General features: G+C 52.2%; 16 protein-coding genes. 4 read left to right on the top strand and 12 right to left on the bottom strand.

Annotated elements, in window-relative coordinates; translation table 11 throughout:
- The 9 genes from VMT62_09395 to VMT62_09355 form a co-directional block, all read right to left on the bottom strand.
- The coding region (locus tag VMT62_09395; GenBank protein HVN96631.1) for a hypothetical protein at positions 1–1,079 on the bottom strand (1,079 nt) is incomplete at its 3' end.
- Positions 1,080–1,205: 126 nt separating this feature from the next.
- Positions 1,206–1,787: a hypothetical protein gene (locus VMT62_09390; GenBank protein ID HVN96630.1), complete on the bottom strand. Its 582-nt coding sequence runs from the start codon at positions 1,785–1,787 to the stop codon at positions 1,206–1,208.
- A 288-nt stretch (positions 1,788–2,075) separates the two neighbouring features.
- Positions 2,076–2,783: a uracil-DNA glycosylase gene (locus VMT62_09385; GenBank protein HVN96629.1), complete on the bottom strand. Its 708-nt coding sequence runs from the start codon at positions 2,781–2,783 to the stop codon at positions 2,076–2,078.
- A gap of 11 nt (positions 2,784–2,794) precedes the next feature.
- Complete coding sequence (gatA, locus tag VMT62_09380; protein ID HVN96628.1) at positions 2,795–4,258, bottom strand: Asp-tRNA(Asn)/Glu-tRNA(Gln) amidotransferase subunit GatA; 1,464 nt, start codon at positions 4,256–4,258, stop codon at positions 2,795–2,797.
- Between the two features lie 44 nt (positions 4,259–4,302).
- Positions 4,303–4,599 carry an Asp-tRNA(Asn)/Glu-tRNA(Gln) amidotransferase subunit GatC gene (gene gatC, locus VMT62_09375; protein HVN96627.1) on the bottom strand — a complete coding sequence of 99 codons (297 nt, stop codon included), beginning with the start codon at positions 4,597–4,599 and terminating at the stop codon, positions 4,303–4,305.
- Between the two features lie 63 nt (positions 4,600–4,662).
- Entirely contained in the window at positions 4,663–5,034 is a 372-nt protein-coding gene (locus VMT62_09370; protein HVN96626.1) for a CBS domain-containing protein, read from the bottom strand.
- A 10-nt stretch (positions 5,035–5,044) separates the two neighbouring features.
- Positions 5,045–6,352: a putative nucleotidyltransferase substrate binding domain-containing protein gene (locus VMT62_09365; GenBank protein ID HVN96625.1), complete on the bottom strand. Its 1,308-nt coding sequence runs from the start codon at positions 6,350–6,352 to the stop codon at positions 5,045–5,047.
- Positions 6,353–8,986, bottom strand: a complete 2,634-nt coding sequence (locus tag VMT62_09360) for a valine--tRNA ligase (protein HVN96624.1) — start codon at positions 8,984–8,986, stop codon at positions 6,353–6,355.
- Positions 8,987–9,060: 74 nt separating this feature from the next.
- Positions 9,061–10,104, bottom strand: coding sequence for a deoxyguanosinetriphosphate triphosphohydrolase (locus tag VMT62_09355; GenBank protein ID HVN96623.1), 1,044 nt, complete (start codon positions 10,102–10,104; stop codon positions 9,061–9,063).
- A 128-nt stretch (positions 10,105–10,232) separates the two neighbouring features.
- Between VMT62_09355 and VMT62_09350 the strand changes: the two genes are divergently transcribed.
- Together VMT62_09350 and VMT62_09345 are read left to right on the top strand one after the other, a co-directional pair.
- Positions 10,233–10,571: a hypothetical protein gene (locus VMT62_09350; protein HVN96622.1), complete on the top strand. Its 339-nt coding sequence runs from the start codon at positions 10,233–10,235 to the stop codon at positions 10,569–10,571.
- Positions 10,572–10,767: 196 nt separating this feature from the next.
- Complete coding sequence (locus tag VMT62_09345; protein ID HVN96621.1) at positions 10,768–11,193, top strand: YMGG-like glycine zipper-containing protein; 426 nt, start codon at positions 10,768–10,770, stop codon at positions 11,191–11,193.
- Between the two features lie 29 nt (positions 11,194–11,222).
- Here the strand turns inward: VMT62_09345 and pgm are convergent, their stop codons facing one another.
- The 3 genes from pgm to VMT62_09330 form a co-directional block, all read right to left on the bottom strand.
- Positions 11,223–12,881, bottom strand: coding sequence for a phosphoglucomutase (alpha-D-glucose-1,6-bisphosphate-dependent) (pgm, locus tag VMT62_09340; GenBank protein HVN96620.1), 1,659 nt, complete (start codon positions 12,879–12,881; stop codon positions 11,223–11,225).
- Between the two features lie 153 nt (positions 12,882–13,034).
- Entirely contained in the window at positions 13,035–15,131 is a 2,097-nt protein-coding gene (locus VMT62_09335) for a multicopper oxidase domain-containing protein (protein HVN96619.1), read from the bottom strand.
- Positions 15,103–15,627, bottom strand: a complete 525-nt coding sequence (locus VMT62_09330; protein HVN96618.1) for a hypothetical protein — start codon at positions 15,625–15,627, stop codon at positions 15,103–15,105. Before VMT62_09330 ends, VMT62_09335 begins: the two co-directional genes overlap by 29 nt.
- Before the next feature lie 554 nt (positions 15,628–16,181).
- Here VMT62_09330 and gspE point away from each other — a divergent pair.
- The gene (gspE, locus tag VMT62_09325; protein HVN96617.1) at positions 16,182–17,702 is read left to right on the top strand and encodes a type II secretion system ATPase GspE; all 1,521 of its coding nucleotides are present in this window, start codon (positions 16,182–16,184) and stop codon (positions 17,700–17,702) included.
- The coding region (locus tag VMT62_09320; GenBank protein ID HVN96616.1) for a hypothetical protein at positions 17,702–17,925 on the top strand (224 nt) is incomplete at its 3' end. The genes gspE and VMT62_09320, both read left to right, overlap by 1 nt.

Genomic DNA, 17,925 nt, shown 5'->3' with positions numbered 1-17,925 from the left:
AAACCGTCCTTAGAGGTTACCTTCAAAGGGTCAAAGCTGTAGAGCACGCCTGCAGCCTTGGCCTCCGTTGGTTTGATCCCCTTTACCTCGGTGCCGATTCTTCCCTCGGACGCCCAGTCGATGGTAACGGCGGAAGTGGGTACTTGATAGGCCGTGAAAGCGATCGTATTGAGATTGTATTTCCCCGGCGCTACCGGTTCCCGCCAGATGCCGCGCGTATATTTTTCGGTTATCAATATTTTCTCCACATCTTCGTGAATCGGACCATGGAGTTTTCCTTCACCGGTAGTCGATGCAGGTCCCGTGGGTTCTCTCTCCAGCTCCAGACCGACGTTGGACCGGATAACCGCAACATATCCCGGCAGAACCTCGGCCACTTCTGCAACCTTGATATCGAACAGGTTCGGATTGATGTAATATATGCCTGGCTGCAGGGTATCCAATTGCGGTCCGCGGTACCCCTTGCTATCGATGAAGAGCTGCCCGTTTTGATACGATTTGTGATCTGCTTCGGTACCATCGGGATTCAGGGCCTTCGGGGCGATGATATAGCCCGGAGGCAGCGGAATGCCGTCCTTGGCAACGGCGATACCGATGGTATTTTCAGTTATTTTTACCGCGGGAGCTTTTGTAATATTGAAGAGCTTGGAATTGATACGATAGGTGCCTGGGCGCAGGATTCCCACCTGCGGCCCCTTCTTCCCATGGTTGGCTAAAAACATTTCTGCGTCTTGAAATTGATTGCATTCCACTTCATCACCCAAGACCCTGCCTTTGGGCAACGGTTCGCCGTCAATAGACTCGACGATGCCGATGCTATCAATATCGACTGTTACTACCGGAATCTTGGTAAAGGACCAGACGATAGGCAACCTCCAATAGAGTCCCGGCATCAAAGTCTTGGCCCGCACCCCTACTTCTTTCTGACGAGCGATTATTTGTCCTGCAGGCATTTTCCTGCCGAACATTTTTTTCGCAAGAATGCCCACTTCGTTGGCCCCAATCAAGCAAAATCCACTAAGAAAAAACATCAGAACTATGAAACCAGCTAAATACCAAAGAGCCGATTCTAGCGTCATTTCATTTCTCCTTTTTGTTTATTCTCAAAGCCCTTAAAGGGCTTTAGAGTACGTCTTGAGCGAGGCTGCAGACTGAATACAAGAGTCAGTTATAACCGTCCTTTGCGGCGAATGGCCTGGCAATGGCTACACCCCTTTTATGTCGTTCGGTGGTTTAAGACCGTTTACTACTTCTTCGGCTTTCTCGTAATCCTTTTCATCAACCATGATTTGAATGTCATAGGAGATTTGGGCCTCACTGAGCGCTTTAAGAAAAGGCTCAATCTCATCGACATTCTCGGCAATGATCAAGGGAAAAGGGTTACCGAGAAACTGAGTCGTGTCCGCGTCGTCTTTATCGGTTTCACTGTTCTGTAATTCGGATATGCCTTTACGAAACTGATTGATTTCCTCGAGACAAATGTCTCGACGTAGCGCTTCCGCACATAATGCATTGTACACATCTTTGTTCATGGCCCTGGCAGACATAAACAACTCAAGAATTTCGCCGCGAGTCATTTCTTCAAGGGGTTTCTCAATCTTCGTAATATCGTTCTCCGTGACATCGGCACTCTTTTTATCAAAGCTCCTGCGTTTTGCTTCCATTAAGAGAATCTCGTACGCTTCTTTCTCAAAACTATCAGGTCCTGATTCAAGCAACTCCTTAATTTCTTCGTCTGATTGTTCTTTATATCGCTCTGCGAGACTCGATCTTTCCTGAGTGTCCATATTGGTTGCCCCCGATAATGAGTTACATCCGACGATATCGACGATTACAGTCGACAAACGGATCATCTGCGACTGTGCGGCGTCGGCTGGGTCCGATAGGCGTGGGCTGAACGACACCTGTAGGTCGATGATTGCCGGAAGCGCCTGCTCGTATCACGCGAATCCCCCACGACGATAGTGCTATAACACGCCCGATGGACTTTGAGAAATTATAATATAACCTGGAGGTGGAAAAGCAAGTTAATTTTTGATGGTGAACCGGTTTGATCAAACGGATTCATCAAATATTCAGGCACTGAGGAGTTTCTTTAGTGTCTCCATATCCTCCCACGCCTCTTTGATCTTGCCCTGATTGCGAAGCAGGAAGGAGGGGTGATAGGCGGGTAAGAGCGTGATGCCGTGGTATTTGGTGAGCACACCGCGCACGCGAGTGATGCGTTCGTCAACTCCGAGAAGCGTATTGTAGGCGTGCCTCCCCAGTGTGCAGATGACCCTGGGTTTGATGAGCGAAAGCTGGGCCAGAAGATACTCTTTGCAGGCCTCTATTTCAGTGGGTTCGGGATCACGGTTGCCCGGTGGCCTGCATTTGAGCACATTACAGATATAGACCTGGCTCCTTCTCAAACCGGTGCGGCCGATGAGCTGATCGAGGAGTTTTCCCGCTCTGCCCACAAAGGGTCTTCCTTGCGCGTCCTCGTCTTCTCCCGGCGCCTCGCCCACGAAGACAAGCTGGGCCTTTGGATCACCCTCGCCGAAAACCACCGTCTTCCTCGTCCTGGCAAGGTCGCAGCGCGTGCACAGGCGAGCTACCTTCCGGAGTTTGCCGAGCGTGGGTGCATCCCGCTTATCGAAGACGTAGGTATTTACGCCCATACCCGTGAGCGCGCGTAAGAATCTTCGAACGTTGGTTGCATCTAACTTAACTGGTGCTAGTTCACTACTCATCTGCCGTGGTCCCTCAGCCGGAGCCACTTTTTCAGGAAGGCGCTCCGTCATGCTCTCTCCTCTTACTCCCTGTACTTGTCGGGCATCTTTTTTATCTTCCGCTCGGTTTCAAAGACATAGGCCGCCCGTAGCATCCTGGCTTCATCTAAGGGCTGGCCGATGATCTGAAGGCCTATGGGAAGGCCTTTTTGGTCGAACCCACAGGGAAGAGACATGCCAGGTAAACCGGCCAGGTTGACGGGGATGGTGAAGATATCCGACAGGTACATGGTGAGCGGGTCCTCAAGTCTTTCGCCGGCCTTGAATGCCGTGGTGGGAGATACGGGTGTGACAATTATATCGCACTTTTTGAAGGCCTCATCGAAGTCCCTTCTCACGAGCGTCCGGACCTTGCTCGCTTTCCGGTAATACGCGTCATAGTACCCGGAGGAGAGCACATAGGTCCCTAAGATAATCCGCCGCTTCACTTCCTTGCCGAAACCTTTGAGCCGCGTATTCTTGTACATGTCGATGATGTCCTTACCGGGCTCTCTCAAGCCGTACTTCACGCCGTCGTAGCGCGCAAGGTTGGAGGAGGCTTCGGCCGTGCAGATGATGTAGTACACGGCAACGGCATACTCCGTGTGAGGCAGCGTTATCTCAACCGGAATGGCGCCCTGTTTCTCGAAGAGCGCCACCGATTCTGCTGTAGCCTTCTTCACATCGGGCTCTATGCCTTCAATGAAATATTCCTTGGGGATGCCTATCTTCAGCCCTTTGATATCCCGACCGAGGTCCTGAGCGTAATCGACCGGCGGCTGAGGTATGGATGTCGAATCCATTCTATCATATCCCGCAATCACGTTGAGCACTGCCGCACAGTCGGACACGTTGCGGGAAATCGGACCGATCTGGTCCAGGGAGGATGCGAAGGCGATGAGACCGAAGCGCGATACCCTGCCGTAGGTCGGTTTCATGCCAACCACCCCGCAGAGACTCGCCGGCTGCCTGATCGACCCGCCCGTATCTGTCCCGAGGGCGGCCGCACAGAGGCCGGCAGCCACCGCAGCGGCCGAACCGCCGCTTGAACCGCCGGGAATGCGGCTCACATCCCAGGGGTTCTTCGTTGTCTGAAAGGCCGAGTTCTCGGTGGATGATCCCATGGCGAACTCGTCCATGTTGAGCCTGCCGAGATGCACGTAGCCCGCCTCGTTCAGTTTCCGGATCACCGTGGCATCGTAGGGTGGAACAAAGCCTTTGAGGATCTTTGACGCGCAGGTGGTCTCTACTCCTTTGGTGCAGAGAATGTCCTTCATACCGAAGGGGATGCCGAGAAGCGGCGCATCTTTACCCTCTGCAATCTTCGCATCGGCCTCGCGCGCCGTAACCATGGCATACTCCTCGGTGATTCGCAAATAGGATTGCAACTCCCAATCGAATCTTCTGATGCGATCGAGATAAAATGTGGCCAGTTCTTGAGAGGTCGTTTCTTTCTTCTTTAGAAGCTCTCTCAATTGAGTGATGGTCATATCAAGAATGTTTTTCACCCTGTCTCCTCACGAAGGTTTTGAATGCGACGTTCGTTTCTTGTCTAATCTTCTACCTCAATGATCGGCGGCACCTTGAAGAACGATCCCGTTCTTTCCGGTGCGTTCTTAAGCGAGTCATCCACACTGAATGACGGCCTCACCGAGTCGTCTCTCAACACGCATTCCACGGGAACTGCGTGACTCGTCGGTTCTATGCCTTCCGTATCGAGGGCGCTGAGCGAATCCATGTGGTCGAGGATATCGTTTATCTGCTGCGTGTAAAGTTCTATCTCGGAAGGCGCAAGTTCAAGTCTTCCGAGATGCGCCACATACTCCACAGTTTCTTTAGTTATCTTCATACGGTCCTCTGATTTCTTGGTTTCGTATTCGTGGTTCTGTCATGTCTGGATTAGTCCAAGACCTCAGCCGCATTCGGCCACTGCCTTGATGATATCTCCTCTGGTCACGATGCCCACGAGTTTCCCGTTGTCTATGATCGGCACCCTGTTTACCTCTTTGTCGACCATGATCTTAGCGACGGCAACGGCAGATTCCGTTGAAGGCGCCGTGATCACGTCCGTTACCATGACGTCGCGGACCGCGAGATCCTGAAGGGCGCCTTTCTTGAGCCCTTTCAAGATATCACTCTGGCAGATGATCCCCACGAGCTTGCCCTTGTCAACGACAGGTATGCCGGCAATCTTGAAGAGCTCAAACTTGTTGAGGATGACATGGAGTTTTTCCGAAGGATGGCAGGTCACAACGTTCTTGTTCATCAGTTCCACAACTTTCATGATTACCTCCTTAGAAGGCCTGTCCGAACAGAAGCGTTTCCTGCATGTACTTCTGGAAAGACTCCACGGTCTTCATGGCCTTGCGAAGCTTCTCCTGTTCGCCCTGGCCCAACATGTCGGGCCTGAGATAGTGGGCGTCCTGCACGTTTGCATCACCCGCGCCGATCTGGTTCATAAGTCTGAATCGCACAAATATACAATACGCGTCTATAAGGTCCTTTTCCATATCTTTTTTAATGACGCGTTGCCGTCTTAATAGTTTAATCCTCTTGATCGTGTTCTTTTCATAGATACCGTTTGCCAGAGAGGTCATGCGCACCGAAAGGATGAGCGGTGCCCACCCGAAGAGCTTCATATTAAACTTCCCTTTGTGCTCCCCCTCTTTCTCTACCTTGAAATTTCCGAAGAAGCTGAGCGCACTCGGCATCACAACGGCCGATTGAATGAACTCCTTCATAACGCGTTTATTCTCCGAAAGCATCGCAAAGAAGTGCTGCAGGAACTCGTCGAGTAACGCGGCGTCACCGTGAATAGCACGGGCATCTGTGAGGATGATGAGATCGAGAGGATCGAGTACCCCCTGTTCATAAGTCATGCGCGCTTCAACCCGCTCTTTCCAATCCGCGAGCGAACCCCGCCATTTGTCGTTAGCAGCCATTACCCCGCCTTTGCACCGCTCAAATCCAACGGCATGAAGCATGTCGGAAGCCTTCACACTGAAGACCTCGAACCAGCAAGCGAGACACTCCCTGAAGGTCAGCTTGTTGCGGGAGACTTTACTGTTTTTGTTCTTCAGGTATTCATAGCAGGCGTCTCGCAGTTCTTTCTTTGCGAACTCTCCGTCTTTATCGCTGTAGATGATGAGGTTATCCTGGTCAGTCACGATCGTTTGCTCATCCCGACCTTCGCTACCGAGCCCGGCCCAGAGATACCGTGCAGGGGCCGTCCCATAGCCCTCACGCACCATCTCGTTTTCTGCCAGTTCTAATACCTTGATCGTCAATCTGTCTCGTACAATGCGGAGGAGGTCATGGACATCGATAATCGTCTCTTCTTCGTTGAAAAAGGCCTTTATCTTGGCGAGAGCAAGTTTGTGACATGTGTTGAGCTCACTTGTATCGGTGGCCCTTTCGATAGCATCTACCACTATGGAGGCGAATTCAGAGTCGAAAATCTCGAAGTTCCTGAGTGTGGACTGAAGCTTGCGAGCGAGCTCGGACAGCATCCGATAACGCTCATGACGCATGAGCGTTTTGTCGCCCATTCTTTCGCGGCGATCCGTTATGAAGGTTTCAATGAGTGAAAAGTTGAGCGCCATCTACTGCCCCGAAATGCCCTCCAGAAGTTTTTTGCTTGCGAGAAGTTTTTCCTTCTTGGCCGAGAGTTCTTCAAAGTGAGACCTGTTCTTCTCGATCACCTCTGCAGGGGCTTTTTCCCGGAATGATTCGTTAGAAAGTTTTTTCACGATCTTGTCGCTCTCTTCATCAATTTTCAATATCTCTTTGTCAATCCTTCCCAGTTCCTTTCCTACATCGATCAGGTCCTTCAGAGGAACGAAGACTTCGATCCCTTTATACACACCCACGGCCGCATGTTCGGGCGCCTGCCCGTCAGTGAACGCGAGTCCGTCCACCTTTGCCAGCTCCTTGATGTAGTATTCGTAGGATTTGAGAAGTGCTCTCTGTCCGTTGGTCCTGATGACGGCGTCCACCCTCACATTCGGAGCGATGCCCGTCTCGCCCCTGATATTGCGGATCACATCGACGACACCCATGATCGTTTCCATAGCGGCTTCACTCCCCTCGTCAATCTCTGAGTCTTTGACGTGAGGAAAGGGCGAGATCATAATACTTTCCGCGTCATGCCCCGGCAGCCTCTGATAAATCTCTTCGGTGACAAAGGGCATAATGGGATGGAGAAGCTTTAGGATGTCTGCGAGCGTTTGGTATAAAGTGGCGCGCGTAGCTTCATTGTCGAAGGAGGTTACTTTTTCATAGAGATTCGGTTTGATGAGCTCCAGGTACCAGTCACAGAATTCGTGCCAGACAAACGTATAGAGGCTGTTTGCGGCGTCATTGAAACGATACTCCCGAATGCTCCGCGTGACATCATCGATGATCCTCTGCATGCGTGAGCGAATCCATCTGTCAGGTAAGAATGATGACCTCCCATCTGATGCAGCGGGTTTTACCTCACCCGTGAGCATGAGGGAGAGCTTGGACGCGTTCCAGACTTTGTTGACGAAGTTTCGTGAGCCTTCAATCCTCTCCTCGGACAGAAGCACATCGCGTCCCTGGGCGGCAAGCATAGTGAGGGTGAACCGGAAGGCGTCAGTACCGTACTGGTCGATGATCACGAGCGGATCGATGACATTGCCCTTGGATTTGCTCATCTTCTTGCCTTCGGCATCACGCACCAGGGCGTGGATGTATACGTCTCTGAATGGCACATCGTTCATGAACTTAAGACCCATCATGATCATTCGCGCAACCCAGAAGAAGAGGATATCGAAGCCCGTGACGAGGAGCGACGTGGGATAGAATCTTTTGAGATCGTTCGTATTGTCCGGCCATCCGAGTGTGGTAAAGGGCCAGAGCCCCGATGAGAACCACGTATCGAGCACATCGGATTCCTGACGGAGTTCCCCCTGGCACTTCGCGCAGGCATGAGGTGTGTCCACGGAAACGATCGTTTCGTTGCAGCTATCACAGTACCATACGGGAATCCGGTGTCCCCACCAGATTTGTCGCGAGATACACCAGTCCTTGATATTCTCCATCCATTCAAAATAAACCTTCTCCCACATTTCGGGAATGATGCGTACTCTGTGGTCCCGGACTGCCTCAATAGCAGGCTCGGCCAGGGGTTTCATCTTGAGGAACCACTGGAGAGACAAGGCAGGTTCCACCACGGTTTTGCAGCGGTAACATTTACCCACGCCCATGCCGTAGGGCTCTATCTTTTCCAGAAATCCTTTTTCTTTCAGTTCTTCCACGATCTTCTCGCGGCACTCAAATCTGTCCATGCCCTTATAGTGGATCGCGTTCTCATTCATCCTTCCGTGATCGTCGATGACTCTCACCAATTCGAGATTGTGCCGCTTCATGATCTCAAAGTCGTTGAGATCATGCGCCGGTGTTACTTTTAGCGCCCCCGTGCCGAATTCCATGTCCACATAGCTGTCCCCGATGACGGGGATCTTCTTTCCCACGAGAGGAAGGGTCACGTACTCCCCGACGTAGCTGCCATAACGCGGATCTTCGGGGTTAACGGCCACAGCCGTATCGCCCAGCATTGTTTCAGGGCGTGTGGTGGCGACCGTCAGATAGCCCCCGCCTTTTGTGAGGGGGTAGTGAATGTAGTAGAGGAATCCCTTTGTCTCTTCGTGCTCTGCTTCGAGGTCCGAAAGTGCTGTCTTGCACCGCGGACACCAGTTGATGATGTAGTTGTCACGGTAGATAAGGCCTTCACGATAGAGCCTCACGAAGACTTCACGGACGGCCCGTGAGAGGCCTTCGTCCATGGTGAAACGCTCACGCGTCCAATCGCAGGATGAGCCGAGCCTCTTTAACTGTTCGATGATGGTGCCGCCGGAGTGCTCTTTCCATTGCCAGACCCGCTCGATAAACTTTTCTCTGCCGAGATGGTCTCTGTCAAGCCCTTCTTTTGCAAGCTCCCGTTCCACCACGTTCTGCGTGGCGATGCCCGCGTGGTCCATACCGGGGAGCCAAAGCGTATCGAAACCGGACATCCTGTGAAAACGCGTGACGATGTCCTGAAGTGTGTTGTTCAAGGCGTGACCCATGTGGAGTGACCCCGTTACGTTGGGCGGCGGGATCACCATAGAAAAATAAGGAGCGGAGGGAGTGCGACCGGCGGTGAAATATCCCTTTTCAATCCAGTGCGCGTACCATTTTTTTTCTATTGTCTGAGGATCGTAAACCTTTTCCATAGCGTGATTTCTCCAGTCTTATGTGAATGCGTTGTTTTTCAGTCTTCCACAGCGCCCCCGTCTTTCGCACGACCTTATACCGGTATGTTCCAGGGCAGGGGAAGAAAGATTTTTTCAAAAAGGTTGAATGCGTATCTGTCCGTCATGCCCGCGATGAAATCGCAGATGCATGTGGCGGGCTTGTCGTAAAAGTCCTCACGCTCGGTTTCACGAAGAAAGGCGTCGTGGTGCTTCACGAAATAGCCGTAAAGATCTTCTATGATCCTTGAGCATTTGATAAAATCGGCGTGGACTACGGCGCTATCATAGACCCGCTCATAGAGAAAATTCCTGAGCAGGACGATGTAGCCTTCGAGTTCCTGGCCGAATTCGAGGGCCAGGTTTTGACTCCCAGTGGACTTTGCGATGACGCCACGAATCATAGTATCTATCCGGTCGGAGACCGTATACCCGAGGTAATCCCTGATGGTGCCGGGTAGATCATCTTCGCGGATCACATTTCCCCGAATTGCGTCATCTATATCGTGGTTCAGGTAGGCTATCACGTCGGCGATCCGTACCACCTCCGCTTCTTTTGTGAGGGGCTTGTCGTCGTCATCCCTCAAGATAATTTCACCTTTTCCTTTTGAGTGTTTGACGATCCCATCGCGCACCTCCATGGTGAGGTTCAAGCCCTTGCCGTCCTTCTCCAGGGTATCGACGACCCTTAAGCTCTGTTCGTAGTGCCTGAACCCGCCGGTATGAATCCTATTGAGCACGTCCTCTCCTGAATGACCAAAGGGTGTATGCCCCAGGTCATGACCGAGCGCTATCGCCTCGGTGAGGTCTTCATTGAGAGAGAGGGCCCGCGCGATAGTCCGTGCGATCTGCGAAACTTCGAGCGTATGGGTGAGCCTGGTTCTATAGTGATCTCCGGCCGGCGACAGAAATACTTGTGTTTTTGCCTTAAGCCTCCTGAACGATTTGCTGTGTGTAATACGGTCTCTGTCATGCTGGAATGCCGGACGTATGTCGCATTCGAGCTCTGCCTGTAACCTCCCCCTTGTTTCCCTGCTTTTTTGGGCGAAAGGGGAGAGCATCTTCTCTTCCTTTTGTTCGAGACGTTCACGGATATTCATATGAGCTTTGCCAACCCCTAATTTATCATAGGAATCCAGCAATTTCAATCCATTATGCGAAGTTGTTACTTGAAAAACCGTCGGTTTCTTCATATATTAGAAGCGACCAAGACTTGAACGGAGGAGAAATGGCAATTATAGACGATCTGAGAAAGAGGACAGAGGCAGGGCTTAAGACTCTGAAAGAGACCGCTCAGGATATTGCTTTCAGTGTGGAGAAGCAGGCAATCATCGGCAAGAAGAGATATCTCGATATTGCGCGCATACAGAGAAATATGCAGAAGATGCACGGTGAGATAGGCGAATATGTCTACGATCAGTTTACGTCAGAAAAGACGGTCGGCAAAGACGATCCCTTCGTCAAAGACAGAATAAGCGCCATTTCGAGGATGCGACTTGAGATAAAGGACATTGAAGAAGAGATCGCCGAGATCGAAAGAACTGAGCCACCTAAACACGAGATTTAAGGGTCTGTCCTTACATATATATTGTTGAGAAAGCATCACCGACCCTTATGATGTCTTAAAAAAGGGTACTGTCTGTCCTACGATAATACAGGTTGACTTATCTCCCCAGATTTTTGTTTTCCGCATTGAAGCCACATCTTGCGAGACCGTGAGTAAGGCAATATATTCTCCTTAACGAGAATGCCTGGAGGTGGATATGAACGGAAAAGAACTGAAAATGCTCGCAGCGATCTCGGTGATCGCACTCATAACGGTAGCTTCCTGTGCTGAATTTCAAGAACAGACACCCACGGTGCAGGGCGGAGCTGTGGGGGCCGGGGTAGGGGGCCTTGCCGGAGCCCTTTTGGATTCACACAATCCCTGGCGAGGCGGGATTATCGGCGGCGCCCTCGGTGCGGTTCTGGGTGGAACGCTGGGGCAGATTTCAGACCATGCGTCGCGGGAAGCAGCCACGGTCAAGAAACCCGTGGAATACAGGACCGAGAATGGCCGGGGTTACGTGCGAGAAGAGCCCCTGTCCTATGACGCCGCTACAAAATGTCGCAGGGTCAGAGAGCGGGTATACGAAGACGGGCGGCTCGTGAGAAGCCATATCAAGGAAATCTGTGATGTCGATGAGTAGGCAAAGAGCAAAGAAATGCTAAAGGCCGTCTACCCTGTGCGTGCTGATTTAAAGACCTTGTCTATTATTGCTACGGCTTCTTCCTGTATCCGGTGAAGATGGTCGCTCCCTTTGAAGCTCTCCGCATATATCTTGTAAACGTTTTCCGTGCCTGAAGGCCGGGCGGCGAACCACCCATTCCTGGTTGTTACTTTCAAACCTCCGATAGGTGCACCATTCCCCGGGGCATTTGTGAGTTTGCCGGTGACCTCTTCCCCCGCTAGGGTCGAGGCGGTCACGTCGTCCGGGGAGAGTTTTTCGAGGAGAACTTTCTCGTCCCCTGTAGCCGGGGCATCAATCCTCTCGTAGATGGGACTTCCGAACATCCCCTCGAGCTTTGCGTAGAGAACTGCCGGGTCTTCTTTTGAGGTCGCCGTTATTTCTGCTGCAAGAAGGTTCATGATGATACCGTCTTTATCCGTAGTCCACACGGCGCCGTCTTTACGGAGAAATGATGCGCCCGCGCTTTCCTCGCCGGAGAACCCATAGCTCCCGTCAATGAGTCCGTCTACGAACCACTTAAATCCTACGGGTACTTCGGAGAGTTTCCTACCGAGATGAGCGGCCACCTTATCGATCATGGAGCTACTTACCAGGGTTTTGCCGACAGCGGCATCGGGCCGCCAGCGGGGTCTGTGCTGAAATAAATACCAGACAGCCGCGGCGAGGTACTGGTTCGGGTTGAGAAGACCGGCGGTTTTTGTGACGACACCGTGGCGGTCCGCGTCCGGATCGTTGCCGAAGGCTATGTCATATTTATCTTTAAGGCTCACAAGGCGGGCCATGGCGTACGGAGAGGAGCAGTCCATCCTGATCTTGCCGTCTTTATCTACGGTCATAAAACCGAATGTCGGATCGATGAGGGGGTTTACCACATCGATGTTGAGTCCGTAAGTCTCGGCTATAGGGAGCCAATAGGCAAGCGAGGCGCCGCCCATGGGATCGACTCCGATCATGAGTCCGGACGATGCGATGGCCTCCATGTCGATGATGTTCTTGAGATCATTTACGTAAGGACTCACATAATCGATTTCGTGCACGTTACCGCCTGAAAGGGCCCGCCGGTAGTCAAGTCTTTTTACCTCTCTGTTACCCGTCCTGAGCAGTGCGTTTGCCCTCTGTTCGATCCATTTAGTGACAACCGTATCGGCAGGTCCGCCGTGAGGCGGGTTATACTTGAACCCTCCATCTTCGGGGGGGTTATGGGACGGGGTAATCACTATGCCATGAGCCGGGCCGGATGTCTTTGTCCTGTTGTACGTCAGGATTGCATGCGATATTACCGGGGTCGGTGTATAGCCCCGATCCTTTTCAACCATAACGGTAACACCGTTTGCCGCGAGTACCTCTATGGCGGTGATTAGGCTCGGTTCCGAGAGGGCATGGGTATCGATGCCTAAAAAAAGCGGGCCATCGATCTTCTCGCTTACCCTGTAGTCGCAAATGGCCTGGGTGATGGCCAGGATGTGGGCTTCATTGAAGCTGTCATTAAGAGAAGAGCCTCGATGGCCGGACGTGCCGAATGCCACTGCCTGACCCTTGATCGATACATCAGGGGTCTCAGTGTAGTAGGCGGTGATCAGTCTCGGTATGTTGGCAAGCATTTCCCTGGGGGCTATTTTGCCGGCAAGCTTGTTGAGTTCCATCATACCTCCCTCTGGCTCTTTAGCATTATACTCGGGAAGGGCCTTAAGAACAATAGAACAATCAACCGTTAGAATATGCGGTTAAGAAGATGATGCCCCGGTTAAGGATGGGACCTTAACCGGGGCATCACGAAATTCCGCGCGTGCTTATATGCCTTAGTATGTAAGGTTCAGAGTGACAACCTCCTTTTTACCCGCGCTATCGGTGATGGTAAAATGTACGGTGCTCGGGTTTTTGAGGATGAGAGACTGGACTGTGGGTACAAAGAACTGACCGCCGCTAAAGCCTATTTTTGAAGGGATCGGCGGGAACAACTTACTGTCGGAAGTAATCGTGTAAGGGGGCACGCCGTTGTAGATCGAATAGTCTACGCCCAAAACCTTGCCTGCTGTCTGGGTAACCGGGAAGGCAGCCAGAGGCGGAGGACCTGTCACGACCAGAGGACGCATCATATCATGTTCTTCGTGCTCGAGAATATGGCAGTGCCACACGTATTCGTTGCCATTCACCCCGTTTCTTATGCTCGGCGCCACCGTGAAAGGTACCTTCGGCAGGTCGAACTTCATGATTATTGTGGTGATCTGACCCGGGTTCATCCGAAGGGTCTCTTTCCAGCCAATCTCGTCGGCATCGGGCCCTGTGATTGACAGTGGGTCTAACATGATGCCTGTGGTAGGATCACCGATGAAATTCTGCCGCTGGATAAGCTGGAAATTTACGAGGTGGATGTGGATGGGATGGACGTCTGCTGTGAGGTTGGCGATCTGCCAGACCTCGGTAGTTCCTACAGCAGGGGTCTCAGTTGCGGCTGACATATAGGGGATTCCCCAGGTAGGAAGGTTCTGGTTATTATTGCCCTGCTGGGCGAAGGTGCCCAGGGTTTGGATCAGGCGTCCATATTCGTCGAAATCCTCATTGAGGGTGAGCGTGCGGTTGACCACGCCCGTGTAGGGCAGTGGACCCGGAGTTGCGGCATCGGCGCCCTGGTAAAGAAGCGGAGGCTGCTGGGCTGGCACCGGATTACCACCCTTGAAGTTTTTCTTCAATGCAGCGGAAAGGTCGGCGAGCCTCGTATGACCGTCCGGGAGAATGTCGTTGAGCGAAATTCCGTTAGTCCCGTTCCCCACGACTATCTTCAGGACGGTTCGCGTATTGGGGCCCTTGGTTGCTGCCGTGGGAAGGGCGCCTCCGAACGCAGTTTGATCCGGATCACCGGTGTAATAGTCGTTACGGGAATCACCCATAGGGAAAGGCGCGGGTGAGTCACTATAGAGAATGAAGCTCTTCCCCTGCAGGCCGGTAAAGTCGATAAGGACGTCGGCCCGTTCCGCCGGGGCAAGCAAGAGGTTAAAGGGCCCGGTAGGTATTGCTGTATTTCCTGTCGGGTCCGCCACCAGGTCGAGCGGAATAGGTGTGGTGTTGTCGTGTGGCGCTACGTCGGGCAAGAAACCTCCCTCAGTGGCGATCTGGTACATTGTCGGGCCAGGCGTAGAGTTAAGTACCGGCTTCAAGGTAACCGGATCCATGGTATAAGGAACCTCGCCCGGGTGGGCGGGATCTTCGAGATAGAGGTTTAAGTGCCAGAATCGGGCCTGGGATCCATTAAGCATGCGGAACCGGAATGTCCCCCCGGTCACATTGACCACCGGGTAGGGGGCTCCGTTCACTATGGCCGTGTCGGCAAAAAATTCAGGCACCTCGGAAATAGGTGGAAGCGGAGTCTTTAATCCTGTTGACGGCGGGATGACTGTCAAACCATAATCCCACCTGCCTTTGGGGTTCACTATGTTTCCCGGAAGGATATTCGCCTCATAATCCCAGGGGTACCAAAGGTCACCTGGTTTGGCCCCAACCACAGGGTAATTAGGGTCGTTAGCCGGGTCGAGAAAGGTTTTATCCTGGATAACCAGAGGAATTCCAACCAGATCGGGAACGAGCTTATTGTTCACAAGGTAGGTCTCGAAATCGTCCGTGAGGACCAGGGCAGAGGCAATGCCGGAGTACGCGTTGGTCCGGGTGATCCCCATGGCATGGTCGTGATACCAGAGAAGTCTCGCGCTCTGGTCCATAGGATAGTAGTAGGTGGCGGTGCCTTTGGCCGGAGTTGTCCCCGGCACATTGCGGAAACTTTCACCCACAAGCCCATTGGGGTCAAACCACTGGAAGGGCGTGCCGTCGCTTATCCACGGAGTGAGCCCGCCGTGTAAATGCGTGGCCGCGCGGTTAAGCACCAGATCGCCGACGGTCATCATATCGCCCGCCGAGACCGTGGGGGTCTATGGGGATGATCTGCTGGCTCGGAAGCTGGTTGGGAAGGTTGTTCTGTACGCTGAGCATCACGGGTGTGCCTCTTTTGGCCACGATCACGCCGGCCAGATACTTATGGTCGGGATTGATCAGGTCGTAGTAGCCCAGGAAATGTGTCCCCTTACCGGCCAGGTATGGCAGGTCGGGATGCATCCTTTCCTGAAACTCTCCCACCCCGAGAGTATATTTGTCGACCATCACGTCTCTGAAGAGCACTGATTTTTTTGTTGCAAGGGGAAGGTACTGGCCGAAGACTGACTGATCGGCCACCAGTTTGTTGGCGCCTGCCGGTCCGAGACCTGGCAGGGTGGTCACGAATTTATTGATGATTGGGCTCTGAGAGAACGAAAAGGCAGAGTTAACGCACAGTAGAAGCGAGAGTGCAAGCAAGAACCCGATCATGGTACCATTGTTCATCAATTTTCTTTTGATTTCTCTCATAGATGTTACCTCCTTACAAATCGAAATGATACTTAAGTGAAATGCAGAACGACAATCAACCGATATGGAGCTTGTGAAGAATATTGCGTCTCACGTGTGAGACACAGGCGCCGTTCAAACGCGTATTCATCACCCCCTTTTTTTCGTTATTCCCTGTGATCTCAGATTCGCAAGGTGTACGCTTCTCATGTGGACATGTTTTTCCATATCACAAACCGTGCCACAGTCCCCTGCGTCATATGGTTTGCCACAGAAACGCATCTATCATCGAGTAGTTAGTTAAGATTTGTAAAGAGTTGTGAAAAGTTGCATAGGGATATTTGGCCAAAAATGGTTTCGTTTTTGTCTTGCTTAACAAGAATCGAGTATTGCTAAACAAGATGTTCTATTCCCCCAAGATAATGTATGACAATAAATTACGGAATACGCGTCTCTTTCTACCGGTTATCATTGTGTGTTGTAAAGATCTCGGTTCGACCTCGTTTTGACCACGCCTGCCTGTTGAGTTATAATAAAAAGCACGATAAGATAACCCAAAGGTTGGATGGATGAGCATGGATGAAGTTGTGCACGTGAAGGCGGAAGATTTTCCAAAGGTTCCTCTGGTGATGGACAGCATCTCTTCCCGTTTTATCCGGGAGAACAAGATCATCCCCATGGAGTTCAAGAACAATGTGTTGAGGGTGATACTCGCAAACCCGGGCGACAGAAGCGTTATCGACGCGTTGAAAGTGGCCTCGGCAGCGGATGTGGTTGTCTACAGCGGCGACCAGGAAGCCATCGATGAGTACATATCGAGGTTCTACGGACAGGCCGCCCAGAACATGAACAAGATTATCGAGGACATCGACCAGGAGCAGGGTTTTGAGTACATAGAGGAAGAAGAGGATGTGGGCCATCTGAAGGACCTTGCTTCAGAGGCGCCTATCATTAAGCTTGTCAACCTGTTTATCTCCCGGGCCCTTGAAAGCCGGGCGAGTGACATCCACATAGAACCCTTCGAGGATGAACTGAAAGTGCGATACCGGATTGATGGTGTGCTTCACGACATCGAGTCGGCCCCCAAGAGGCTTCAGGCCGCCGTGGTCTCTCGCATCAAGATCATGGCCAAGCTGAACATAGCCGAGCGCAGACTGCCTCAGGACGGACGCATACGGCTGAAAGTGGGAGACAAAGAGATTGACCTCAGGGTTTCGACCATACCGATACTCCATGGAGAAAGCGTGGTCATGAGGCTTCTCGACAAAGAGAGCATCATCATAAACCTTGATGTGCTCGGTTTTGCGCCCGATACACGGCACGCCTTCGATCAACTCATCAAGAAACCGAACGGCATCGTTCTCGTGACGGGTCCCACGGGGAGTGGCAAGACCACGACCCTCTATGGAGCTCTCGATAAGATCAATGCGCCTGACAAGAAGATCATCACTGTTGAGGACCCCGTGGAGTATCAACTCAAGGGGATCAACCAGATTCAGGTAAAATCCCAGATAGGGCTCGATTTCTCCAATACGTTGAGGCACATCGTGAGGCAGGACCCTGATATCATTATGATCGGTGAAATCAGGGACCTTGCCACTGCTGAGATCGCAATCCAGTCGGCGTTGACGGGTCACCTCGTATTCTCGACTCTCCACACGAACGACGCGCCGAGCGCCATTACAAGGCTTCTTGATATGGGCGTGGAAAACTTTCTTCTCTCGTCTACCGTGAGGGGCATTCTCGCCCAAAGACTCGTGCGGTTCATCTGTCCCGACTGCAGGGAACAGGACACGTCAAAGGTGGATCGCAACGAGCTCGACATGCTCGGTCTTTCTGCGAATACGCCGCTATTTAAGGGCAGGGGGTGCGAGACGTGCGCCTTTACCGGATACTATGGCAGGCAAGGCATCTTCGAACTCCTTGTGGTGGATGACGAGATACGGAAGATGATCCTGAAAAACGCCGATGCGAATCAGACAAGGCAGGTGGCCCGCGAGCGGGGTATGAAGACCCTGCTTGAAGACGGCGTTGCAAAGGTGAGGGCAGGGGTGACCACTCTGAGCGAGGTCCTGCGGGTTACGCAGGAGGTCTGATGAGTCTTTTTTCCTACCGGGCAACCACTATGGAAGGCGAGGTGATCGAAGGGGTCATCGAGGCCACCGATGAAAAGGTTGCCATAGAGCGGATCAAGAACACGGGTGTCATCCCGCTTAAGATCGTTGCACCGGAAGAAGGTGGCCTCAAGGCGAGGATCGGGTTCAGGCGGTCAAAAGGTGATCTTCTTACCTTCACTACTGAGCTCTCCGTACTGCTTTC

It is taken from the genome of Syntrophorhabdaceae bacterium (genome assembly GCA_035541755.1).
Lineage (GTDB): Bacteria > Desulfobacterota > Syntrophorhabdia > Syntrophorhabdales > Syntrophorhabdaceae > PNOF01.
The sequence above is the reverse complement of the archived record's forward strand: the minus strand, read 5'-3'. Positions and strand labels throughout refer to the sequence as shown.